The sequence below is a fragment of the Streptomyces sp. NPDC001843 genome (assembly GCF_042891955.1).
Classification (GTDB): domain Bacteria; phylum Actinomycetota; class Actinomycetes; order Streptomycetales; family Streptomycetaceae; genus Streptomyces.
Genome location: NZ_JBIATQ010000002.1, coordinates 598625 through 619697, shown reverse-complemented (window position 1 = coordinate 619697; position 21073 = coordinate 598625). Strand labels below are relative to the sequence as shown.

The window sequence follows — 21073 nt, the reverse complement described above, 5'->3', positions numbered from 1 at the left end:
TGCGGCCGGGGCGCCCCGAGCGGCCTGCACGTGGTTGTCACCGGCCGGTGAGCGTGTCAGGCGACGGGCGGAGGCGGCTCACCGCCGTCGCGGAGAGTGAAGATCTGGTCGAGACCGACCATGGCGAGGACGCGCAGGAGCGTGGGAGGAACAGCGGTCAGCACGATGTCGCCATCGGCGGCCTGCGCGTGCTGGCGTGCTGCGAGCAGGGCGGTGATGCCGGTCGAGTCGCAGAACTGCAGGCCGGACAGATCCAGGGTCAGGACCTGGCTGGGCCCCAGGGCCAGGGACTCGACCTGACGCCGTAGCGCGGCGGCCTGCTCGTAGTCGAGTTCGCCGGCCACCCGCAGGACGGGGCCGTCGGCGGCGTCGTGGTGGGTGATGTGCAGCGGGGTCATCGTGGGTGATTCGTTGCCGGGCGGTTGTCGGACTGGGGTGCGGGGACGCCGAGGGCGAGCAGCGCGGTGTCGTCGTTGAGTCCGTCGCCGAAGCCTTCCAGCAGTTCGGTCAGTGCGGTGATCACCGCTTGGGGGGCGGCGGGCGCCTGGGCGGCGGCGAAGGCGAGAAGAGCCTCTTCTCCGTAAAGGCTGTCCCGGGTCGGGCCGGTGCGGGCTTCGGTGAGGCCGTCGCTGTAGAGCAGCAGGGTGTCGCCGGGGGCCAGGGTGGTTGTGGCCGTGGCGAACGGGGCCTTGGGCAGGGCGCCGACGAGCAGGCCCCCTGGGGTGGGCAGGAAATGGGCCTGGCCGTCGGCCCGGAGGACGAGCGCCGGGGGGTGGCCGCCGGAGCCGAGGCGGACCGTCATGCCGCCGTCCGTGCCGGGGTCGAGGATGCCGAAGATGCAGGTGCAGTAACGCGGGTTGCCACCGGCCGTGTACCGCTCGTGCAGGACGGCGTTCAGCGTGGTCAGCGCGACGTCGGGCTCGGGGTCGTGGTGGGCGGCGGCACGCAGGGTGTAGCGGGTCAGGGAGGTCAGGGCGGCGGCCTGGGGGCCCTTGCCGCACACATCGCCGAGGAAGAAGGCCCAGCGGCCACCGTTGATGGGGAACAGGTCGTAGAAGTCGCCGCCGAGTTGGTCGGGAGAGGCCGTGTGGTAGTAGACGGCCGTTTCCAGCCCGGGCAGCGTCGGCAGGGTGTCGGGCAGAAGGGACTTCTGCAGTACGGCGAGCGCGTCGGCCAGTCGTTCCCGGTCGGCCTCGGCCTGCCGACGGGCCTGCTCCGCCTCCGCGCGTGCCCGTTCGGCCTCGGCGCGGGCCCGTTCGGCGTCCTGACGGCGGCGCAGCAGCTCCTCCTCGTACGCGCGCCGGTCGGCGGCGTCGAAGACGGTGGTGCGGATGAGCAGGGGGTCGCCTTCGCTGCCGTGCTTGACCACGGAGGAGACCAGCACCGGCAGTCGGCCGCCCTGGGCCTTCTTCATCTCCAGGGCGATGCCGCGGAGTTCGCCCTGCATACGCAGCAGTGGCGCGAAGTGCGTCTCGTGGTACAGCTTTCCGCCGACGGTCAGCAGATCAACGAAGCGCTTGCGCCCCACCACGGCCGAGCGTTCCAGGCCCAGCCAGTTCAACAGCGTGGTGTTGATCTTGGCGATGGTGCCGTCCATGAGTGTGGACAGGTAGCCACAGGGCGCCGACTCGTACAGTTCTTCGACACTGTCCTCCAAAAGAGTGGCGAACGCCGCGTCCATGGCGTCGTCGTCGCCTGTCTCGGACGGCTCGGGCACGCCGTCCGTGCGACACATCACGACCGGCTCTGCAGGAAGTCCAAGATCGCCTCGGCGGTGGCTTCTGGAGCGCTCAACTGGGGGCAGTGCCCAGTGGCGGCGAGGGTGACCAGGCGGGAGGAGGGGATCGCGGCGTGCACGTAGGCGCCGACCTCACGCGGCGCGATGGCGTCCTGAGAGCACTCCAGTACCAGGGTCGGCACGCTCACGCCCTTCAGATCGTTCCGGCTGTCGGACAGGAAGGTGGTGCGGGCGAAGACGCGGGCGATGTCGGGGTCGGTGGCGCAGAAGCTGTTGGTCAGCTCCTGCCCCAGCTCCGGCCGTTCCGGGTTGCCCATGATCACCGGTGCCATCGCGGAGGACCAGCCGAGGTAGTTCGACTCCAGGGAGGCCAGCAGCTCGTCGATGTCCTCCGCGGTGAAGCCGCCGCGGTAGCCGTCGTCGTCCATGTAGCACGGCGAGGGGGCCACCATCACCAGGGACCCGATCCGCTCCGGCGCGGCCTGCGCGGCCAGCACCCCGATCATGGCGCTGACCGAGTGCCCCACGAACACCACCCGCTCGAGGTCCAGCGCCGCACAGACCTCGGTCACGTCCTGGGCATAGCCGTCGAGCGAGGAGTACCGCTCCTGACTCCAGGCCGAGAGGTCGGACCCGCCGGAGCCGACGTAGTCGAACAGCACCACCCGGTACCGCTCGGCCAGCGTCGGCACGATCAGGCGCCACATGTTCTGATCACACCCGAACCCGTGCGCCAGAACCAACACAGGCGCGTCGGCGGGACCGGTGACCGTCACATTGTTCCTCCGGCGAACATCCATGCGGGACATCCTCTCACCTGCCCCGAGGAGCTCGAGAGGGTGGTCAGTCGACGGCCGGGGCGGCGGCGTACTCCTCGTCGGTGACGGGGGTCAGCCAGTGCACGACGTCGTGGTCGGCGTCGCTCTCGTTGATGGCCAGGTGAACCATGAGCCGGTTCGGTGCGGCGCCGTGCCAGTGCTCCTCGTCGGCCTCGAACAGGACGCGGTCACCTGGACGGATGACCTCGACCGGTCCGCCCCGACGCTGGCACAGGCCGATCCCCTCGGTGACGAAGACGGTCTGGCTCAGCGGGTGGCGGTGCCAGTGGGTGCGCGCGCCGGGCATGAAGTGCACCAGGTTGGCGGTGACTCGGGACGGCTCGGGCGCGGCCGCGACGGCGTCGATGTAGACGTCGCCGGTGAACCAGTCGGCAGGGCCCTTGACGGTGTCGATCGAGCTCCGGGTGATCTGCAAGGTCGTTCGCTCCTCTGTGGTCAGGGCTTCAGGAGTGCCTTGATGGCGCGGCGCTCGTCCATCGCCTTGTAGCCCTCGGCGACCTGCTCCAGGGGCAGGGTGAGGTCGAAGACCTTGCCGGGGTCGATGCGACCGGTCAGGACGCGGTCGATCAGGTCGGGCAGGTAGCGGCGCACGGGAGCGGGGCCGCCGCGCAGGCCGACGTGGGAGAAGAACAGCTCCTGGCCGTCGACCTGCACCTCGTGGGGGACGCCGACGAAGCCGACGCTGCCGCCCGGCCGCGCCGCGTGCAGGGCCTGCTGCATGGCCTGGGCGGTACCGACGCATTCCAGCACCGCGTCCGCACCGATCCCGTCGGTGAGGTCCTTGATCCGCGCGACGCCCTCCTCGCCACGTTCGGTGACGATGTGGGTGGCACCGAACTCCTGGGCGAGCTTCTGCCGGCTCTCGTGGCGGCTCATGACGATGATCCGCTCCGCGCCCATCTCCTTCGCCGCGATCACCGCGCACAGCCCGACCGCTCCGTCGCCGACCACGACGGCGGTGGAACCGGGCTTGACCTCGGCGGCATCGGCGGCCCACCAGCCGGTGCCCATCACGTCGGAGACGGCCAGCAGGCCGGGCCAGAACTCCTCGCCCGGCACCTCGTCGGTGGCGACCAGCGTGCCCTGGGCGTTGGGTATGCGGACGTACTCGGCCTGGCAGGTGCTCATGAACTCGCGGTCGAGGCAGTTGGACTGGAAGCCGCCCAGGCAGTTGGCGCAGGTGTTGTCCGAGGTGGCGAACGAGCCGACGACGAACTGACCGGGCTTGACCGCGGTGACCTCGGCTCCGACCTCCTCCACGAAGCCGACGTACTCGTGCCCCATCGGGTGAGCCTCGTCGGTCGAGTCCAGGCCACGCCAGGGCCACAGGTCGGAGCCGCACACACAGGTGACTGCCGTGCGAATGATCGCATCGGTCGGCCTGAGGATCCTCGGGTCGTCGAGAGTCTCGAAACGCACATCGCCGGGGGCGTGGATCACTGCTCCGCGCATGAGGGAAGTCCTTACGTGCTGGGGGCGGGCCGCTCGTGCCCGTGTGCGATTGCATGCCGGGCGTGCAAGGGCGACGCCGCTGTCCTTGCCTCCCGGGCGGGCACGGCCGGCGTGTGGCGACCTCGCGCCGCGGCCGGAAAGTGCCACTCCTCTTCAGGTAACCGGATTTCCGCCCGGGCAACGAGTTACCGGTGAAAGGTGTACTGCCAGTACATCCCTCCCGCGGCGAACAGGCCGTACGGTCGGGGTGTGGACAACCGTGACGAGGTCCGCGAGTTCCTCACCTCGCGGCGGGCGAAGATCACTCCGGAGCGGGCCGGGCTGCCCGCCGGTTCCCGGCGCCGCGTGCCCGGGCTGCGCAGGAGCGAGGTCGCCGCCTTGGCCGACATGAGCGTCGAGTACTACGCGAAGCTGGAGCGGGGCAATCTCGCCGGCGTCTCCCCGTCCGTCCTCGAAGCCGTCGCCCGTGCCCTGCAGCTGGACGATGCCGAACGTGCCCATCTGCTTCATCTGGCCCAGGCCGCCAACGGATCCGATGTCCTCACCCGCCCCCGGCGCCGTACCACCCGGCAGTGGACACCGCATCGCAGTCTGCAGTGGACCCTTGACGCGATCACCGCAGGGCCCGCCTTCGTCCGCAACGGGCGGCTGGACCTGCTCGCCGCCAACCAGCTCGCCCGCGCCTTCTACGCCGACGTCTACGCCGGCCCCCACAACCACGCGAATCTCGCCCGTTTCAACTTCCTCGACCCCGTCTCCCGCCGGTTCTACCCCGACTGGGAGCTCTTCGCCGACATGGCGGTGGCCATCCTGCGCACCGAGGCCGGCCGCAACCCCCACGACAAGGACCTGCACGACCTCGTCGGCGAACTGTCCACCCGGAGCGAGGAGTTCCGCACCCGCTGGGGTGCCCACAACGTCCGCCACCACGGAACCGGCGTCAAGCGGTTCCGCCACCCGGCCGTCGGCGACCTCACCCTCGCCTTCGAGGGCCTGGGGATGGCCGCCGAACCCGGTCTCACCCTGACCGTGTACACCGCCGAACCCGGTTCGCCCTCCGAAGAGGGACTCCGCCTGCTGGCCTCCTGGGCGGCCACCGAAGAGGCCGGTACGCCGACGCGGCATTCCACCGGCTGAAGGACTTCAGGAGACGACATGCCAGGAGCAGTCAGGTGCCCTGCTGGGGGCGGCCCGTCGGGGACGCCGTCTTGAGCCGGATCCTGGTGACCGGTTCCGCCGACGGTCTCGGACGTGCCGCGGCGGAGTCACTGCTGTCCGCGGGACACGAGGTCGTGGTGCACGCCCGGAACCAGCAGCGCGCCGCGGGCCTCGACCCGCTCGTCGACCGCGGAGCGGACATCGTCGTGGGCGACCTGGCTCAGCGTGACGCCGTACGACGCCTAGCCGCCGAGCTGAGTGACGCGGGGCCGCTCGACGCGGTCGTCCACAACGCCGGCGTGTGGAGCGGGCCTGCGGTGATGCCGGTCAACGTCATCGCGCCGTACCTGCTCACAGCACTGCTGAGGGGGCCGCGCCGGCTGGTGTACCTGAGCAGCAGTTCGCACTTCGGCGGGCGTCCCTCGCTCGACGGGGTCGACTGGCGGGGCCGGAGCGCGGGGTCGTACTCCGACAGCAAGCTGTTCGTGACGACGCTCGCGGCCGCGGTGGCGCGGCTGCGTCCCGGGGTGCTGAGCAACGCGGTGGATCCGGGCTGGGTGCCGACCAGGATGGGCGGCCCCGACGCACCGGACGATCTCGAGCTTGGCCATGAGACCCAGGAGTGGCTGGCCACCGGCCACGACCGTCAGGCCCTGACGACCGGCGGGTACTGGTACCACCGCCGGCTGCTGCAGCCGCACCGTGCCGTCCACGACGAGGCGTTCCAGGACCGCCTTCTGCGGGCGCTGGCCGAGGAGATGGGGGCCGCGCTCGACTGATCACGGGTGGGCGGGCAGTGCATCAGTCCGGCGTCGGCCACCGGCGAGCGGTGATTCCGGTGAGGATGAGGTCGATGCCGGCGACGAACTCCACTCGGTCGTCGTGCTCGCGCAGTTGGGCGGCGACGTTCCGGGTGAACGGGTAACTGTCGGGGTCGAGCTCCGCCCATGCGGTCGCCACGGCGTCGAGGAACTCGGCCCGGTCGGTGCCCGGCTGGTACGCGCGGGCGTTGGCGGCGTTCTGGCCCGCCACGCCGAGGATGTAGTTCATCAGCGCGGACGCCGCGGTGAACTGGGCGGACGGGGGCACCTGGAGCGCCTGTACCTGGCGTCCGATGTGTTCGAAGACCCGCAGGATCGGCGACTGCGACGGTGAGGCGGCGAGCTGCGTGCCGATCCATGGGTGGGCGTCGATCGCGTCGAACAAGCCGAGCGCGAGTACGCGGATCGCTTCCTGCGGCGTCGTGTCGGTGTGGTCGGCGACGACGGCGCTGACGACAGCCTCGGTGGCGGCGGCGAGGAGTTCGGTCTTGCCCGTGACATGCCAGTAGATCGCCCCTGGACCGGTCGCGAGGCGCTCGGCCAGGGCGCGGAACGTGAGACCGGCCTCCCCCACCGTGTCCAGAAGGTCGACGGCGGCGCTGACGATGCGCTCGCGGGAGAGCGGTTCCTGTCGTCGTTCCGGACGACGTGTCCTGGATGCCATGCCGCCATCCTAGCCGCCCTGGAACGCCGTTCCAGCTTGACAAGATGTGGAACGCCGTTCCAGTCTGGCTCTCTGGAACGGCGTTCCAGTCAGTTCGCCGGGTGTCGGCCCGGCGGCCCGCGATCAGGAAGGAAGCACCATGACCACTCCGGTCACGATGATCGGCGCGGGCCTCGGAGGGCTGACCCTCGCCCGCGTCCTCCACGTCCACGGCATCTCGGCGACGATCTACGAGGCGGAGACGTCGCCGACGGCTCGCGCCCAGGGCGGCCTGCTCGACATCCACGACTACAACGGGCAGCTCGCACTCAAGGCGGCCGGACTGTTCGAGGAGTTCCTCGGCCTCGTTCACAAGGGCGCCGAGGCCTCACGGGTACTCGACAAGGACGGAAGGGTCCTGCTGGACGAGCCCGACGACGGCACCGGCGGGCGTCCGGAGGTGCTGCGCGGGGCCCTCAGGCAGCTCCTGCTCGACTCGCTGCCCGCCGACACGGTCCAGTGGGGGCGCAAGGTCACCGCGGTCAGGTCCCTCGGGGGCGGTCGGCACGAGGTGACGTTCGCGGGCGGGGCGACCGTGACGGCCGGCCTGCTGGTCGGCGCGGACGGAGCATGGTCGCGGATCCGTCCGCTGCTGTCGGACGCCAGGCCCGAGTATGCCGGCGCGTCCATGATCGAGACCTATCTTTTCGACGGCGACACCCGCCACCCGGCCAGCGCCCGGACCGTCGGCGACGGCGCGCTCTTCGCACTCGCCCCCGGCAAGGGGATCTCCGCCCACCGCGAGCCCGGCGGCGTCCTGCACAGTTACGTGACGCTCGACAAGCCGAAGGAGTGGCTGGACGCCATCGACTTCACCGACGCCGACGCCGCCAGGGCCCGCGTCGCCGCGGAGTTCCACGACTGGGCCCCGGAACTGACCGCCCTCATCACGGACGGGGAGACCGCCCCGGTCCCGCGCGCCGTCCACACCCTGCCGGTGGGACACCGCTGGGACCGCGTGCCCGGCGTGACGCTGCTCGGCGACGCCGCCCACCTGATGCCCCCGGCCGGCGAGGGGGCCAATCTCGCCATGTACGACGGCGCCGAACTCGGCAACGCCCTCGCCGCGCACCCGGACGACACCGAGGCCGCACTCGCGCAGTACGAGGAAGCTCTTTTCCCGCGCAGTGCCGCGGCCGCCGCCGAGGCCACCCACATCCACAAGCTGTGCCTCGACGGCAACGCCCCGCACAGCCTCGTCGACTTCTTCACAGGTCACGGGCAGGCCGGGTGAGCCACACGGGCCGCTCAGCGGCGACTCAGCCTTCCGCGGCCGTACGCCCGTCCTGATCGGTGGTGCCGGGGGCGAGCAGCACGCAGCATTCCCCGGGCTCGGGAGCCAGGACGGCCTCGACTCCCTTGACCTGGAGGCCGTCGAGGTAGCCGCAGAGGAAGGCCCGGTTCATGCCGCACACCAGGTCGGGGGCCTTCGCCGCCAGCGGGTGGAACGGGCAGTTGCGCAGCCGGAGCCGGGTGGGGGCCTCCCGGACGGGCTCGTAGCCGTACTGGTCCAGAAGCCGCTCGCAGGCGGTCAGCCCGCGCTCGGGCCCCAGGCGGCCGGGGCGGATCTCCTGCCGGGCCGCCTCACCCATCCGCCGACCGCGCTGTTCGGCGGTCCGCACCGCTGCCTGCGCGGCGTTCTCGTCGGCTCCCTCGGTCAGGACGGCGTCCAGAAGAAGGTCTGCCAGCAGTTCGTGGCGCCGGTCGGGGATGCTCACGGTGATCTGGGCGTCGGTGGGTTCGTAAACCTTCGGCTGCCTGCCCACCTTGCGGATGCCGCCCGGCGTTCCGTAGCGGGCACGCAGCAGGCCGGCGTCGACGAGTTTCTCGAGGTGGAAGGCGGCGAGTTTGCGGGATATGCCGACGCTGGCGGCGGCCTCGTCGCGGGTGACGGCACGCCGGGCACGCCGGATGAAGAGGAACATGCGCCGCCGCGATTCCTCGCTCAGCGCGCTGACGGAGTCGATGGCGGTGCTGGCCGCGTCGGCATGCGGGGTCGGGTCGGAAGCCACCAGAACACAGTAACTCCCACCTGCGTGGGCACAAGCGTTCCAGCGGACGCGCTGCCCAGGCCGTCTTGACGTCGCACCCGAATAAGACCAAGCTTTGTTGGTGAAACAAGCGGGAGGTTGCGATGGCCAATGAGTCACGACTGCAGGCGAAGCGCCCGGTCAGCGCCTCGCTCGCCGGCCCCTACGGGCACCCGTTCCACCCGATCCTCGTGACCGTGCCGATCGGCGCCTGGGTGACCAGCCTGGTGTTCGACATCGCTTCCCATGTCGTGCACCGTCCGGGATTCCTGACCCAGAGCTCGGAGTGGTTGATCGCGGTAGGCGTGATCGGAGCCCTGCTGGCGGCCACGGTCGGGTTCCTCGACCTGTTCGCGATTCCCAGCGGCACACTGGCCTTCCGCACCGCTCTGGTGCACATGACGCTGAACCTGTTGGTGACCGCCGCCTACGCGGTCAACTTCCTGTGGCGCTACAGCAACTACACCGCCGGCGGGAGCGTCGGCCTCGGCCGGCTCGTCCTGTCCGCGGTCAGTGTGGCGGCCCTGGGCGTCTCCGGATTTCTCGGTGGCAAGCTCGCCTACCGCTACGGGGTACGGGTCGCCGACGAGAGCACCCAGGCCGAGGGCTACACGGCCGGCCGCAGCGAGCGGGACGCCCGCCCGGCCGTGTGACCCGTACCGGGCACCCTCCACGGCGGCCGGTGCCGTCCGGCTGCCTTCGACACCTTCGCACTCGGGAGTTCCGCATGGACATCGCCGCACTGATCGCCTGGGTGGTCACCGCCCTCGGCGGCTTCTACATGCTCGGTACCTGGATCCAACGCGGTGGAATCCGGCAGCAGCAGTCCGGTACCAGTCGCCTGCCGGCACCGGTTGTCTTCGGGCACTTCGCACTGGCCGCGATCGGGCTGGTGGTGTGGATCATCTATGTCGTGGCCGACGTGAGCGCACTGGCCTGGACCGCGTTCGGTCTGCTGCTGCCCGTCGCCCTGCTGGGATTCGTGATGCTGGCCCGCTGGATTCCGGTCCACCGCGGCCACGCCACCACCGGGACGGCACCTGCCGCCCCGACGACCGGGGGGACCGAAGGGGCCGTCCCCGCCGAGCGGCACTTCCCGGTGCCGGTGGTGGCGGCACACGGCCTGTTCGCCGTGGTCACCCTCGTCCTGGTGCTGCTCACCGCCCTGGGGATCGGTGGCAGCTGACATGATCGAGCGCCCGGACCGCACCATCGCCCGAACAGACGTCGCCGGCCAGGCGACGGCGCCCGCGCGGCCCGCCCTGCGGGTGGTCCACGAGCCCGGCGGTATCGACCTGGCCGCCGCGGAAGCGGCGGCCGGCCAGTTCCTCACCGCACTCGGCATCCCCACCTCCTCCGAGAGCCTGCGCGGGACACCGGGACGGATGGCGCGCGCGTACGCCGAGCTGTTCAGCCCGCGTGCCTTCGACCTCACCACCTTTCCCAACGACGAGGGGTACGACGAACTCGTCCTGGCCCGCCGGATACCGGTGCGAAGCGTCTGTGAGCACCATCTGCTGCCGTTCGTCGGCACCGCCCATGTCGGCTACCTGCCCGGGGCACGCATCCTGGGCCTGTCCAAGCTGGCCCGTGTGGTCCAACATTTCGCGTGCCGCCCTCAGGTCCAGGAACGTCTGACGAAGCAGGTCGCCGACTGGCTGCAGACCCACCTGGAACCCAAGGGCGTCGGTGTGGTGATCGAGGCGGAGCACTCCTGCATGACGCTGCGCGGGGTCCAGGCCACAGGTTCCAGCACCATGACCTCCACGCTGCTGGGCCTGCTGCGTTCCGACGCCCGCTCCCGCAGCGAATTCCTCGCCCTGACCGGCGTGACCTCCTGACCATGGCCACGCCGCGCACGGCCCGGCGTGGTGGCAGTTGCCCAGCGGCTATGCAACATCACGTTCCGGTGCCGACGACGCCCGTCGCCGCAACCGGTGAAACCGGCCGGACGTTTCCCGTACGTGGATGACGAACCGAGCACCACCTGCACCGTCCGCCTCCTGGGCGCCTACTGGCTGGACTCCCCCGACGGATACCGCCCGAGGCCCTGCTGCTGCTTCTCCCCACCACCGGGGCGGCGTGTCCGCGGGGCGCGCCTCGCCCGGACCGCCCTCACGGTGGCCGCCTACGCCCTCATCCTCACCGCACTCGCCCTCACCGCCACCGGCTGAGCACCCGGAGTCTCCAGCAACACCCGTAGCGGCCGGGTTACTTGATGGTCCGGGTGTCGCCGATAGGCCAGTCCTGGCGGGGTATCCGGGAAGCGACAGCGGTATGCCGGAACTCGCAGGAGGTACGTGCCGTGCACGCCTTAAGGCGCTGGTTCGATCGCAGTCTCACCGCCCACGCGGTCCTGGCCTTCCTTATGGTGCTGGGTATCACCGCGCTGATCCGCCTGGACGAGGATCCGGTGTCGTGGGTGCTGCACAGTGTGCTCTACACCGCCATCGCCGTCTCGTTCACGGCCGTGCAGCGCCGAAGGATCAGCCGCGCAGTCGGCACCGACCCGCGAGGAGTCGCCGAGCTCAACCGTAGGATCCGGCGCCGTGAGGTGCCGAGCGATCCCAAGGAGCAGGCGGCCATGCGCCGACTGGTCGCCGAGCAGCTGGGGCGGATGGAGCGTGGCGGCCGGTGGCTGCCGTACTGGCTGGGCTCCATGGGCCTGGTCGCGGCCGGCATGCTCGCTCTGGGGGTGGTCTCCGGCTCATTGACCTTTCCGCTGGTCTTCACGTTCTGTGTGGTCGGGCTCTGCTGCTGGGTCCTGTGGATGCGTCCCCGGTCCATGGAGCGCTGCCGCTTCATGCGCTCGGCTCTGCAGGGCCAGAGCGAGCGGGTGTAGAAGACGGCGGCACCGCCGGCAGCGGCGCTTCCGGTGACCGAATTCCTCTCATCCGCCGGTAGTACGGCCGATCCTTCGTGTGCATGATGCCCCTCGGCGCGGCCCCGGCGAAGATCACTCTGCAGATCTTCCCGCTCCCGTACGCAGAGAGGTTGTGCAGACAACCATGCCCTCAGCACGTCGGCCCCAAGGACGCCAGGCCCCGGCGAGGCGGGCATGGACCGTCGCCCTGGCCTGTGCCGCCGCCCTTGTCGTTCCTTCGGCTGCCCTGCTCCCCCAGGCGCAGGCAGCGACCCGCTCCACCGTCACCCCGGCCGCTTCGCACCGGCCGGCCCCGGACCGGACACGCCTGACCGACGCACTGAACGCCATCCACACCGCGGGCATGTACGGCGCCTACGCGGCCGTGCGGGACGGAGGCAGCCTGTGGCGCGGTGCCGCAGGTGTCGCCGACCGGGACACCGGCCGTCGCGTGACCCCGGACATGGAGCAGCGGATCGGCAGCATCTCCAAATCGATGACCGCTGTCGCCCTGCTCCAGCAGGTCGCCGCGGGACGCCTCGAGCTGGACGCACCCCTGTCCCGATACCTTCCCGGCCTGGTCCCCGGACCGCGCGGCGACCGGATCACCGTGCGCATGGTGCTCAACCACACCAGTGGTATCGGGGATTACGTCCTCTACGCCTTCCCCTCCTTGCAGACGCTGTCCACGAGCAGCCTCGACGAGAACCGCTTCAGGCACTTCACCCCCGAGCAACTCGTCCGGATGGGAGTTCAGGCACCCCCGACCGGTTCGCCCGGTGAGAAATGGTCGTACTCTAACACGAACTACATCATCGCGGGTCTGCTGCTCGGCAAACTCACCGGTGAGGATCCCGAGCGGTACATCACGCGCCACGTCATCCGCCGGGCCGGACTGCGGCACACATACTTCCCCACCGGCCCGCACATCACCGGTCCGCACCCCAAGCTGTACGAGTCCTTCTACGGACTGATCGACCCACCGCGCGACTACAGCGTCTACGACATGTCCTGGGCGGGAACCGCCGGCGCGGTCGTCTCCACCATGGCGGATCTCGACCGCTTCTACCGGGAGCTGTTCACGGGCCGGCTGATCCCCGCCGCCCAGCTCGCCCAAATGGAGAAGACGGTGCCGATGACCGACGCCGAGGGCAAGGTGGTGGGCCACTACGGCCTCGCTCTCATACGGTTCGACTGGGGTTGCGGTACGTTCTGGGGCCATGACGGGGCCGTGTTCGGAGCCGAGACATGGGCGATCTCGAGTCCGGACGGCCGACGGCAGATGGCCCTCGCCTACAACCTGTCGAAGTACGACAAGCTCGGACCGGACGGCAAGGTGCCCGCGGGCCCCATCGACGACGCCATCAACGCGTTCATAGGCGCATCGCTGTGCAGTCCGGCCACCGGTTCTCCGGCTCTTCGATCGGCCGGCGTGGACCACGCCCTGCCGCATACCTTCGAACAGGGGGTCCTGTCGGGCGCCGGGCGCTGACGCAGGCGGGACGCAGAGGAAGGGAGAAAGGGGTCACTGGCCCGCCTGAAATGGCCGACGGCCCTGCCGGACGCACCTTCATGACCGGCCGGGCCGCTCCGGCTCACCGCCGCAGGCATCGAATCACTGACCGCGCACGGCCCACCTTCTGGTGACCGCTGCCGTCAACAGCTCCGCGTCGTAGTAACCACCGACAGAGAGCTGAGCCGCGTTGGCGCGTGCGGCCAACATGGCCTTGGTGATGCGCATGGTGGTGGGGTCACGGCGGACGAGCGGTTTGACCAGCCGTGCGACGGCGTCCTCCAGATCGTCAAGGGGCACGACCTCGTGCAGGATGGACAGCCGTTCCGCCCTCATCGCGTCGAACTCTTCTGCCGTCAGCAGCAGACGGCGCACCCAGGCCTGTCCGACCTCTGCGGGAAGGCGGTCCAAAACTCCACCCCAGGCCGGCGGGACCCCGAGCCCGACCTCCGGCATGCGGAAGCGACAGTTTTCCGCCCCCACACGCAGATCGCAGAAGACCGCGAGACCCAGGCCTGCCCCGATGACATCGCCGTGCAACTGTGCGACGGTCACCACCCCCAACCTCGAGAGGGCCTCACACACGCGTTGAGCCTTGGTGGCGAGTGCGCGGAGCGCGGTCCCCGAGAGATCCTCGGCGAGCAGTTCGGGGAACTCGGAGCGATCTCCTCCCCGACAGAAGTGATCTCCTGCGCCGGACAGCACCATCACGCGAATCGTCCGGTCGTCCTCGAGCGCCGTCAGCACCCCAAGAAGGTCGGTGAGGACCTCTCCGGATATCGCGTTCCCGGCCTCCGGCCGGTTCAGCTCCACTCGGAGGAGTTTCCCTTCGTCGGTTACGCGAAGACTCTTGTACTCGTTCCACATGGCGATTCCGTTACCGTTCCTGATGTCCGTCGGTAGGTCAGGCGAGGGCCAGTTGCAGTGACGTCAGGCGCCGAAAGGCCACCCGCGCCGCCCACTGCGGGGGAGCACTGAGGCGAAAGCGGTCGGGGCGCCTGAGCAGTGAGGTGAGCAGCACCTCGGCTTCGAGGCGGGCCAGAGCGCTGCCGAGGCAGTAGTGGATGCCCGTGCCGAAGCTCAGATGACGGTGCTCCTGGGCCCTGGCCCGTCGGCGCACGTCGAAGACCTGGGGATCGGCGTACCGGGCCGGATCGTGGTGCGCGGCACCGACCATGAGCATCAGCATCCCGCCCGCTGGTACCGGCATCCCACCGACTTCCGTGTCCTCGGACGCGACGCGGCTGATCATGTGAATCGGTGCGTCGTAGCGCAGTGTCTCTTCGATCGCGTCCGGTATCAATTCAGGATTCCCGCGCAACAATTCCATTTGCTGCGGATGCTCGAGGAGGAGGCGGACCGCACCGGACAAGACGTAGGAGGTGGTCTCCAGCGCAGCGAGAATCATGAAGATCGCCAGCGACAGGACAGCTTCGTCAGCGACGCTTCGGGTGGGTTCGAGCCTGTCCCAGGTTTTGAGCCAGGATGAGACCGGATCATCGCCAGGAGCATTGCGACGCTCTTCGATCAGATCCGTGAAGTAATGGCGCAGTCGCCTCGTCGCGGTGTTGGAGAGAGCCAGCTGAGTCGGTGTCGGAAAGAGCTCCTGTGTGTGCGCTTGGTCGTGGGTGAGGGAACGCAGGAGCCCGTAATCGGCTGAGGGAATTCCCATCCATTCACCTATGGTGATGACGGGCAGTTCTTCACTGACAAGATCGACGAAATCGGCTGGGTCGTGACGCAGTCGATCGGTGAACCGATCGAGCAATCGCTCCACCGTAGTCTCTATCGACGGACGCAGCGCAACCAGTGAGTCCTGGTGGAATACATTGCCCAGCGATCTCCGTCTGCGCGTGTGGTCGGGAGGATTGAGCATAGGCAGCGAATCACTCATCTGCAACGACGCGGGAGAACTCCACCGAGCCGCATCGGCTTGACCGGTACGCCAACCGCGGTCCGGGACCTTCCAGAACTTGTCCCGCAACACCTGGTGACACAGGTGGTAGGAAGTGACCAGGTATCCGCCCCACGGCACTGGAATCACTTCCCCCATGCTCATGAGCCGCTCGTAAGTGGGCAACGGATCAGCTTGGCCCTTGCCTGTACGTAACCGAGCGAAGAGCGAGACCACCTCCCTCCGATCGACGGCCGCAGTTGCCACGGTGGACACCAAGGCGACTCCCTCTCGCAATAGCACACATTATCGGCCAGTCGTACATACCCTCGCATTCGAACGGCCATGCCGAGACGAAAGCCCGACGCCTGTTAGGCCGATCACGCCTTCTGTCGGTTTACGACGCCCGACTTTTCGGTTTGAGGTGTTTTACACCCGCCGGTTTGCCGCGGAAGCATCTCCTCCGGTTGATTTCTCCCCGTCCACTCCCTATTCCTCTGAGTAGTTTGTAAGGAGACGTACAGGCAGTTCGCCCCGGGCTGGTGGCGTCTCAGCACTCCTGGGTGATAGATGCCTACGCACCCCGAGCGGCCGTCGAAGAGCGGCAGTGCGCGCGGCCCCGCACGCGGACCACAAGGGGTGACCGCGGCGGGGCCGGGTGCGGAGGTGATGCGGGACGGCCGGGTGACGTCATGGAAATCCGTCACCGGCGGCCTGGAATGGGCGACGCTCAGGTCAGGTGCGCTGCTTCACACGCGGAACAGATCCAGGAACTGCTTCCAGATCCCCTTCTTCGCCGGAGTCCGGTCAGTCGCGGCAGGTGCCTCGGATGCTCGGACGCTGTGGGGCGCAGGCTGCCGGGTGGCGGGCGGAAGTGCCGCCGCCATTCGGGTCGCCGGGGTCGGGCTGAACCGGACAGGCAGGTCGGCCAGGGCCCGGTGGAACGGTCCCGGGCGCCACTGCAGTTCGTGAACGGGCACGGCGAGGGAGACGTCGGGCAGCGCGTTGAGGAGCTGCTCGATGGCAGTGCTCGCGACGACCTGGGCCGCGCCCCTTGCCGGGCAGGCGTGCGGACCGGCCCCCCAGGAAAGGTGAGCTCCCCGGCTGTCTCCCTGGCCGGCCGTGGTGAGGGCGAGGTCGCGGTTGGCGCCGGCGAAGCTGATGACGACGGGGGTGTTCGCCTCGGCCACCACGCCTCCGAGGTCGACATCGCGCAACGGGTAGTGGGTCGCGTAGTTGGCGATCGGCGGGTCGTTGAGCAGCACGTGGTCGAGTGCCTCGTCGATCTGCATGCTGCGCCCGTCGCCGCCCTTTTCCGATAGGAGCCGGAGCAGCGCGTTGGCGATGAGGTTGCGTTCGGGTTCCACGCCTGCCCCCATCAGCATCGCCAACTGGTCCTTGAGTTCCTCGTCGTTGAGCCCGGCGGGATGCTGGATGAGCCACGAGGTCATGTCGTCCCCGGGCTCACGGCGCTTGAGACTGATCAGCTCCATCAGCGCTGCGGTGAGGTCCTCGTTGGCGCGCATGGCGTCCTTGCCGTCAAAGATGGCGGACAGCGCACTGGTGACGGTGTCACCGATGCCGGCCGGGCAGCCGAAGAGCTTGTTGAACAGCAGGAGCGGGAGCAGTTTCGCGTAGTCATGGATCAGGTCCGCGTGGCCCCGCTCACTGAACTTGTCGATGAGGTAGGCGGCGATCGGTTCGACGTCGCGGCGGATCCGCGTGACGTTGAGGCGGTCGAGGCTCTCGGTGACCGCCTTGCGCAGCCGCAGGTGTACGGCGCCGTCGGTGAACAGGCAGTTGGGCCGGTAGCCCATCATGGCCAGGACGGGGCTGTCGAGTGGGACGCGTCCTTCGTTGAGCGCGGCCCAGCGGCGTGCGTCGCGCGCGAAGAGAGAGGTGTTCTGCAGCACCCGCAGGGCCATCTCGTGCCCGACGATCAGCGTGGCGTCGACACCTGGAGCGAGTTCGACCGGACCGGCCGGGCCGTGCTCCCTGATCTGGTCGTAGACCTTCTGCGGGTCGGCGGCGAAGGTGCCGTCGTACATCGGGCATCTGGCTGGGTGGGAGGCGCCCGTGCTGTAAACGTCCATGTCAGAGTCCTTTGCAGGCCCGAACGGCTCGGTCCGGGCCGAAGATGACGGGTCAGGCTGCGCGGTCGAGCAGATGGCGGACCAGGGTGATCAGAGCCTGCGCGGAGGATTGCTGGTCGCGGGCGTCGCAGTGGATGACAGGTGTGTCGGGGAGCAGGTCGAGGGCCTCGCGGATCTCCTCGGCGTCGAAGCGCTTGCCCTGCTCGAAGGTGTTGACGGCGATCGCGTAGTCGAGGCCGTACTTCTCGATCAGGTCGATCACGGGGAACGACTCCTCCAGACGTGCGGGATCGACCAGGAGAAGGGTGCCGAGTGCCCCGCGGGCCATGTCCTCCCACAGCTGCACGAAGCGTTGCTGACCGGGTGTGCCGAACAGGTACAGCACCAGTTCGTTGCTCAGGGTCAGGCGGCCGAAGTCGAGGGCCACCGTGGTGGTCACCTTGTCCGGTGCCCCCTGCAGGTCGTCGACGTGCAGGGACGCCTTCGTCATCTTCTCCTCGGTGCGCAGTGGCGTGATCTCCGACAAGGACCCGATGAAAGTCGTCTTGCCCACGGCGAAATGCCCTACGACCAGGATCTTCGCAGCGGTACGCACTTCGTCCGAGACGTAGATGGAGCCGTTCGCCCTGGGCTCAGCCGATGTTGAGGTTTTCCAGTCCATGCAGGACCTCCAGGAGGATCGCTCTGTCGACGTGCTGGGCGCGAGCCGGTGCGGCCCGCTGCAGGAGATGGCCCTGTTCGAATAAATCGGTCAGCAGCAGGCGGGTCACACCGACCGGCAGCCCCAGGTGGCCGGCGACCTCGGCGACGGAGAGGTAACCGCCCGCGCACAGGTCCCAGATGGCCCGCACCTCGGGGCCGGCTCCCAGCGGCAGGCTTCGGCCGGGCGCCAGTTGGACCAGTGTGTGGAGCGCCAGCCGGTCCTCAGCGGGAAGACTGCGGCCGCCGGTGATGACATAGGAGCGGACGAAGTCGCTGGTGACCGGAGCGTCCTCGCCGGGCCTGGTCATGCGTCAGCACCGGAGTTGAGGCGGGGCGTGGCACTCAGCCCGCTCTTCATGGCGCTCGCGGTCTTCTGCATGCGCATCGACATCGCTTCCATGTCGACGTCCAGCGCTGCCGAGACGGCCAGGTAGGAGCCGCTGCCCCCGGCGATGAGGAAGATCCATCCACCGTCGAACTCGATCAGTGTCTGCTTCCAGACACCCTTGCCGGCGCCGACGAAAGGCGCGACGCTCCGGCACAGGGACTGGATGGAGCTCATGGCGGCGGCGTTCCGTTCGGCATCGTCACGCAGGATGTCCCTGGAGCGCTGCATCAGCAGTCCGTCGGCCGAGACCAGGATGGCGTGGCGGGCCCCGCGCACCTCGAGCACGTCATCCATCACCCACGACAGGTCGGGATTCACTGGTTTCCTTCCTCGATGTCCGATGCCCGCCCGAGCTGTGTTCCGCGTGCGAAAGCCCCGATGCGCGTCGCCGTTTCCTCGCTGTGCTCCACCGGATCGGGTGCCTGCCTGGTGGCCGGCTGCTCGGCCACGGCCCGGCGCCTGCGCCGGGGCAGACCGCCGGTCGTGCGCCCGACGACGAGCGACGGTCCCCGCATGGGGGCCGGTGCGGGAGTCACGGGTGCTTCGTCGAAGCTGTCGTGCGCGGCCGACTGAGGCTCCGGGGCATCTGCTGTCAGGAGGTTCTCGGGCACGCGCAGGACGGCCCGCACGCCGCCGTAGGGAGAGACCTTGTCGACCGAGACGAAGAACCCGTAGCGGGCGGCGAGCATGCCGCACACGGCGAAGCCGAACTTGGGCGGCTCGCCCAGGCTCGTGATGTCCACGGGTCCCTCTGCGGACAGCAGGGTCATGGCCCGCGCCTCGGTCTCGGGGTCCAGTCCCAGACCGGCGTCGTCCACGATCAGGCACACGCCCGTGGGAACGGACTGGATGTTGATCTCGACGGGGGTGCCCGGGGCGCTGTACTTGGTCGCGTTGTCCAGCAACTCGGCCAGCACCATGGCCACGGGCTCCACCGCTTTGCTGGTGATGGAGACGTTGGCCTGCGAGTGGACGGTGACGCGTCCGAAGTCACGGATGCGTCCCTGGGCGCTGCGGGCGACGTCGTACACGGTGGCGTTGTGCTCGCGCCGACCCAGCCAGCCGCCGCACAGAACCGAGATGCCCTTGGTCCGGCGGGCGAACTGGTTGCCCATGTGGTCGACCTTCATCAGGTCGGCGAGCACCTCGTTGTCGTCGCCGTACTTCTGCTGCAGGCCGTCGAGTGTGGCCAGCAGTTCCTCGGCGAGGGTGGAGAGCGTTCCCGCCGCCGACTTCACGGTGGCCTTGGTCGCCGACTCGGCGTCCCGTCGTACCTCCTCGAGCTCGTTCGCGTGCCGGGCGCTCTGACTGGCGTGAGCCGCCTGCATCTGACCGTTCTGAGCCTGCGCCAACGTGAGGTTGGACTGCAGACTGCTGTTGTGCGCACGGAGTTTGATGTTCGTTCTTCGCGCCCGCACCACTGCGAAGACTGCAGCGATGAGCACGACAAGCAAGATCCACAGGAGTGGATCGTCGATCAATGACGTCATGAGACTCTCTTCAAGTCGCCTCGCGTCGGGAGCCTGACCGTTGACGGGACCCCGGGGTGTCTCCGACCCCATGGGGTCGCGGACCGCCGGCGGACCAACAGTTACTCCTTCGCGATGGGGCCCTAGAGACTGTTCCGCGTACGCGTGTATGACGCGCCGTCAGCCCACTAAAAGTGGAATGATCGTATCAGCAGCCACACAGTCAACGGGCGTAGAGCAGAGGCTATTTGACGACCTTCACAAAGGTCTCTCACCCCGGCATGATCGACGACGTGCGCCGTTATGCGCGTGGCCGGTCGGCGGACACCAAGTCGGCCAGGTAGGCGCTCACGATGCGCTTGGCCTGAACCAGCAGACGCGGGTCGCCGTGCGGGTCGGTACGGAAGGCGAGCTGAAGAACGGCGTCGGCCGCGTGGACGCCCGCACGGGTGGCGACCGCCAGGTCCGGGGTGTCGGGCAGCGCCTCCTGGGCCAGCAGAACACGGTGGATCCCGTCGGCGACGACGTCGTTGTTGGCGTCGTCGGCGCGCAGCAGCTCGGGGGTGAGCCGGTGGCCGGCCACGGCCTGCGCCGGGCCGCTTGGACGGAGTGCGCCGAAATGGGTCCACACCTGCGTTCTGTCCAGCGCGTGGAACAGGTCTATGGGCAACGCGGCTTGCTCTCGCCCCTGCCTGTACGTTTGTCCCGTCGGATGGGAGTGGAATGCGACCCGGACAGTCTGAAGAGGAGACCGGCGCCGCGGAGCTTGCGGCACGGCTACGGCACGTCTACTGGATCGGCGGCGGGAGCGGTGCGGGCAAAACGACGATCGCCCGTCGGCTCGCCGACCGCCACGGGTGGCGACTCTACTCGACCGACGACGTGATGCAGGACCATGCCGGGCGGACCACGCCCGAGCAGGCGCCCTTCCTGCACAAGTTCATGGCCATGGACATGGACGAGCGATGGGTGAACCGGCCTGCGCACGTCATGCTGGAGACCTTCCACTGGTTTCGGGGCGAGGGCTTCGGCCTGATCATCGAGGACCTTCTTCGCCTGCCGCGGCAACCATGCGTCATCGTCGAGGGCTTCCGGCTGCTGCCACACCTCGTGGAGCCTCTGCTCGCTGCTCCTGAGCAGGCCGTCTGGCTCCTTCCCACACCTGACTTCCGCCAGACGGCCATCCGCAGTCGAAGCGTGCCCGGGGAAGGATTCGTGTGGAGGACCAGCGATCCGGCAAGGGCCGGCCGCAACATCGCCGAACGGGATCACATGTTCACAAGGCGCCTTCGCGAGGAAACCTCGCGTCTTCGACTGCACGCCGTACAGGTCGAGACCACGATGACGGAAGACGATCTCGCGGTGCAGGTGACCAGGGCCTTTCGACTCTGACGCCGGCAGGGGCTTCGT

25 protein-coding genes are annotated in these 21073 nt (G+C 68.9%); 10 read left to right on the top strand and 15 right to left on the bottom strand.

Going from position 1 to position 21073, the window contains the following annotated elements; all coding sequences use genetic code 11:
- Window positions 1-56: 56 nt before the first annotated feature.
- The 5 genes from ACFYZQ_RS08155 to ACFYZQ_RS08135 are packed head-to-tail and all read right to left on the bottom strand — an operon-like array spanning window position 57 to window position 4029.
- Window positions 57-398 (bottom strand): STAS domain-containing protein, encoded by a 342-nt coding sequence (locus ACFYZQ_RS08155; protein ID WP_389143037.1) that lies wholly within the window; start codon window positions 396-398, stop codon window positions 57-59.
- Entirely contained in the window at window positions 395-1735 is a 1341-nt protein-coding gene (locus ACFYZQ_RS08150; RefSeq protein WP_389143253.1) for a PP2C family protein-serine/threonine phosphatase, read from the bottom strand. Before ACFYZQ_RS08150 ends, ACFYZQ_RS08155 begins: the two co-directional genes overlap by 4 nt.
- Window positions 1735-2538 carry an alpha/beta fold hydrolase gene (locus ACFYZQ_RS08145; RefSeq protein ID WP_389143034.1) on the bottom strand — a complete coding sequence of 268 codons (804 nt, stop codon included), beginning with the start codon at window positions 2536-2538 and terminating at the stop codon, window positions 1735-1737. Before ACFYZQ_RS08145 ends, ACFYZQ_RS08150 begins: the two co-directional genes overlap by 1 nt.
- A 43-nt stretch (window positions 2539-2581) precedes the next feature.
- A complete protein-coding gene (locus tag ACFYZQ_RS08140) occupies window positions 2582-2992 on the bottom strand; it encodes a cupin domain-containing protein (protein ID WP_389143032.1) in 411 nt (136 codons plus the stop codon).
- A gap of 20 nt (window positions 2993-3012) precedes the next feature.
- On the bottom strand, window positions 3013-4029 hold the full coding sequence (locus ACFYZQ_RS08135) for a zinc-dependent alcohol dehydrogenase family protein (protein ID WP_389143030.1): 1017 nt from the start codon (window positions 4027-4029) through the stop codon (window positions 3013-3015).
- Window positions 4030-4278: 249 nt separating this feature from the next.
- On the opposite strand from ACFYZQ_RS08135, the gene ACFYZQ_RS08130 reads away from it, so the two are divergent.
- On the top strand, window positions 4279-5166 hold the full coding sequence (locus ACFYZQ_RS08130; protein ID WP_389143027.1) for a helix-turn-helix transcriptional regulator: 888 nt from the start codon (window positions 4279-4281) through the stop codon (window positions 5164-5166).
- Between the two features lie 71 nt (window positions 5167-5237).
- Window positions 5238-5966 (top strand): SDR family NAD(P)-dependent oxidoreductase, encoded by a 729-nt coding sequence (locus ACFYZQ_RS08125; RefSeq protein WP_389143024.1) that lies wholly within the window; start codon window positions 5238-5240, stop codon window positions 5964-5966.
- Between the two features lie 22 nt (window positions 5967-5988).
- Here the strand turns inward: ACFYZQ_RS08125 and ACFYZQ_RS08120 are convergent, their stop codons facing one another.
- Window positions 5989-6672, bottom strand: coding sequence for a TetR/AcrR family transcriptional regulator (locus ACFYZQ_RS08120; protein ID WP_389143021.1), 684 nt, complete (start codon window positions 6670-6672; stop codon window positions 5989-5991).
- A gap of 139 nt (window positions 6673-6811) precedes the next feature.
- Here ACFYZQ_RS08120 and ACFYZQ_RS08115 point away from each other — a divergent pair, with 139 nt between their 5' ends.
- Window positions 6812-7945 carry an FAD-dependent oxidoreductase gene (locus ACFYZQ_RS08115; RefSeq protein ID WP_389143019.1) on the top strand — a complete coding sequence of 378 codons (1134 nt, stop codon included), beginning with the start codon at window positions 6812-6814 and terminating at the stop codon, window positions 7943-7945.
- A 25-nt stretch (window positions 7946-7970) separates the two neighbouring features.
- On the opposite strand, the gene ACFYZQ_RS08110 is transcribed toward ACFYZQ_RS08115, so the two are convergent.
- Window positions 7971-8723 (bottom strand): helix-turn-helix transcriptional regulator, encoded by a 753-nt coding sequence (locus tag ACFYZQ_RS08110; RefSeq protein ID WP_389143016.1) that lies wholly within the window; start codon window positions 8721-8723, stop codon window positions 7971-7973.
- Window positions 8724-8845: 122 nt separating this feature from the next.
- Between ACFYZQ_RS08110 and ACFYZQ_RS08105 the strand changes: the two genes are divergently transcribed.
- The 6 genes from ACFYZQ_RS08105 (at window position 8846) to ACFYZQ_RS08080 (ending at window position 13096) form a co-directional block, all read left to right on the top strand.
- The gene (locus tag ACFYZQ_RS08105; protein ID WP_389143014.1) at window positions 8846-9394 is read left to right on the top strand and encodes a DUF2231 domain-containing protein; all 549 of its coding nucleotides are present in this window, start codon (window positions 8846-8848) and stop codon (window positions 9392-9394) included.
- A gap of 74 nt (window positions 9395-9468) precedes the next feature.
- Entirely contained in the window at window positions 9469-9927 is a 459-nt protein-coding gene (locus tag ACFYZQ_RS08100) for a hypothetical protein (RefSeq protein ID WP_389143011.1), read from the top strand.
- On the top strand, window positions 9917-10582 hold the full coding sequence (folE, locus tag ACFYZQ_RS08095) for a GTP cyclohydrolase I FolE (protein WP_389143008.1): 666 nt from the start codon (window positions 9917-9919) through the stop codon (window positions 10580-10582). Before ACFYZQ_RS08100 ends, folE begins: the two co-directional genes overlap by 11 nt.
- 123 nt (window positions 10583-10705) lie before the next feature.
- Entirely contained in the window at window positions 10706-10915 is a 210-nt protein-coding gene (locus ACFYZQ_RS08090) for a hypothetical protein (RefSeq protein ID WP_389143005.1), read from the top strand.
- A 131-nt stretch (window positions 10916-11046) separates the two neighbouring features.
- Entirely contained in the window at window positions 11047-11583 is a 537-nt protein-coding gene (locus tag ACFYZQ_RS08085; RefSeq protein WP_389143002.1) for a hypothetical protein, read from the top strand.
- A 166-nt stretch (window positions 11584-11749) separates the two neighbouring features.
- A complete protein-coding gene (locus tag ACFYZQ_RS08080) occupies window positions 11750-13096 on the top strand; it encodes a serine hydrolase domain-containing protein (RefSeq protein WP_389142999.1) in 1347 nt (448 codons plus the stop codon).
- Window positions 13097-13219: 123 nt separating this feature from the next.
- Here the strand turns inward: ACFYZQ_RS08080 and ACFYZQ_RS08075 are convergent, their stop codons facing one another.
- The 8 genes from ACFYZQ_RS08075 to ACFYZQ_RS08040 form a co-directional block, all read right to left on the bottom strand.
- Window positions 13220-13984 (bottom strand): enoyl-CoA hydratase/isomerase family protein, encoded by a 765-nt coding sequence (locus ACFYZQ_RS08075; protein ID WP_389142996.1) that lies wholly within the window; start codon window positions 13982-13984, stop codon window positions 13220-13222.
- Between the two features lie 37 nt (window positions 13985-14021).
- Window positions 14022-15287: a cytochrome P450 gene (locus ACFYZQ_RS08070; RefSeq protein WP_389142993.1), complete on the bottom strand. Its 1266-nt coding sequence runs from the start codon at window positions 15285-15287 to the stop codon at window positions 14022-14024.
- Between the two features lie 473 nt (window positions 15288-15760).
- A complete protein-coding gene (locus ACFYZQ_RS08065; protein WP_389142990.1) occupies window positions 15761-17104 on the bottom strand; it encodes a cytochrome P450 in 1344 nt (447 codons plus the stop codon).
- 52 nt (window positions 17105-17156) lie between these two features.
- Window positions 17157-17765 carry an ATP/GTP-binding protein gene (locus tag ACFYZQ_RS08060; protein WP_389142988.1) on the bottom strand — a complete coding sequence of 203 codons (609 nt, stop codon included), beginning with the start codon at window positions 17763-17765 and terminating at the stop codon, window positions 17157-17159.
- Window positions 17737-18114, bottom strand: a complete 378-nt coding sequence (locus ACFYZQ_RS08055) for a DUF742 domain-containing protein (protein WP_389142985.1) — start codon at window positions 18112-18114, stop codon at window positions 17737-17739. Before ACFYZQ_RS08055 ends, ACFYZQ_RS08060 begins: the two co-directional genes overlap by 29 nt.
- Window positions 18111-18512 (bottom strand): roadblock/LC7 domain-containing protein, encoded by a 402-nt coding sequence (locus ACFYZQ_RS08050; protein WP_389142982.1) that lies wholly within the window; start codon window positions 18510-18512, stop codon window positions 18111-18113. Before ACFYZQ_RS08050 ends, ACFYZQ_RS08055 begins: the two co-directional genes overlap by 4 nt.
- Window positions 18509-19684 carry an ATP-binding protein gene (locus tag ACFYZQ_RS08045; RefSeq protein ID WP_389142979.1) on the bottom strand — a complete coding sequence of 392 codons (1176 nt, stop codon included), beginning with the start codon at window positions 19682-19684 and terminating at the stop codon, window positions 18509-18511. The genes ACFYZQ_RS08050 and ACFYZQ_RS08045 overlap by 4 nt, the downstream gene beginning before the upstream one ends.
- Before the next feature lie 280 nt (window positions 19685-19964).
- Complete coding sequence (locus tag ACFYZQ_RS08040; RefSeq protein ID WP_389142976.1) at window positions 19965-20333, bottom strand: hypothetical protein; 369 nt, start codon at window positions 20331-20333, stop codon at window positions 19965-19967.
- A 53-nt stretch (window positions 20334-20386) separates the two neighbouring features.
- On the opposite strand from ACFYZQ_RS08040, the gene ACFYZQ_RS08035 reads away from it, so the two are divergent.
- The gene (locus ACFYZQ_RS08035) at window positions 20387-21055 is read left to right on the top strand and encodes a shikimate kinase (protein WP_389142973.1); all 669 of its coding nucleotides are present in this window, start codon (window positions 20387-20389) and stop codon (window positions 21053-21055) included.
- Window positions 21056-21073: the final 18 nt, after the last annotated feature.

What these genes read in the sequence shown, in the direction of transcription:
- ACFYZQ_RS08065 (WP_389142990.1), bottom strand. Translation starts at nt 17,104, where the DNA reads ATGGACGTTTACAGCACGGGCGCCTCCCACCCAGCCAGATGCCCGATG.
- ACFYZQ_RS08150 (WP_389143253.1), bottom strand. Translation starts at nt 1,735, where the DNA reads ATGTGTCGCACGGACGGCGTGCCCGAGCCGTCCGAGACAGGCGACGAC.
- ACFYZQ_RS08155 (WP_389143037.1), bottom strand. Translation starts at nt 398, where the DNA reads ATGACCCCGCTGCACATCACCCACCACGACGCCGCCGACGGCCCCGTC.
- ACFYZQ_RS08145 (WP_389143034.1), bottom strand. Translation starts at nt 2,538, where the DNA reads ATGGATGTTCGCCGGAGGAACAATGTGACGGTCACCGGTCCCGCCGAC.
- ACFYZQ_RS08135 (WP_389143030.1), bottom strand. Translation starts at nt 4,029, where the DNA reads ATGCGCGGAGCAGTGATCCACGCCCCCGGCGATGTGCGTTTCGAGACT.
- ACFYZQ_RS08060 (WP_389142988.1), bottom strand. Translation starts at nt 17,765, where the DNA reads ATGGACTGGAAAACCTCAACATCGGCTGAGCCCAGGGCGAACGGCTCC.
- ACFYZQ_RS08075 (WP_389142996.1), bottom strand. Translation starts at nt 13,984, where the DNA reads ATGTGGAACGAGTACAAGAGTCTTCGCGTAACCGACGAAGGGAAACTC.
- ACFYZQ_RS08035 (WP_389142973.1), top strand. Translation starts at nt 20,387, where the DNA reads ATGCGACCCGGACAGTCTGAAGAGGAGACCGGCGCCGCGGAGCTTGCG.
- ACFYZQ_RS08105 (WP_389143014.1), top strand. Translation starts at nt 8,846, where the DNA reads ATGGCCAATGAGTCACGACTGCAGGCGAAGCGCCCGGTCAGCGCCTCG.
- ACFYZQ_RS08115 (WP_389143019.1), top strand. Translation starts at nt 6,812, where the DNA reads ATGACCACTCCGGTCACGATGATCGGCGCGGGCCTCGGAGGGCTGACC.
- ACFYZQ_RS08045 (WP_389142979.1), bottom strand. Translation starts at nt 19,684, where the DNA reads ATGACGTCATTGATCGACGATCCACTCCTGTGGATCTTGCTTGTCGTG.
- ACFYZQ_RS08080 (WP_389142999.1), top strand. Translation starts at nt 11,750, where the DNA reads ATGCCCTCAGCACGTCGGCCCCAAGGACGCCAGGCCCCGGCGAGGCGG.
- ACFYZQ_RS08120 (WP_389143021.1), bottom strand. Translation starts at nt 6,672, where the DNA reads ATGGCATCCAGGACACGTCGTCCGGAACGACGACAGGAACCGCTCTCC.
- ACFYZQ_RS08100 (WP_389143011.1), top strand. Translation starts at nt 9,469, where the DNA reads ATGGACATCGCCGCACTGATCGCCTGGGTGGTCACCGCCCTCGGCGGC.
- ACFYZQ_RS08055 (WP_389142985.1), bottom strand. Translation starts at nt 18,114, where the DNA reads ATGACCAGGCCCGGCGAGGACGCTCCGGTCACCAGCGACTTCGTCCGC.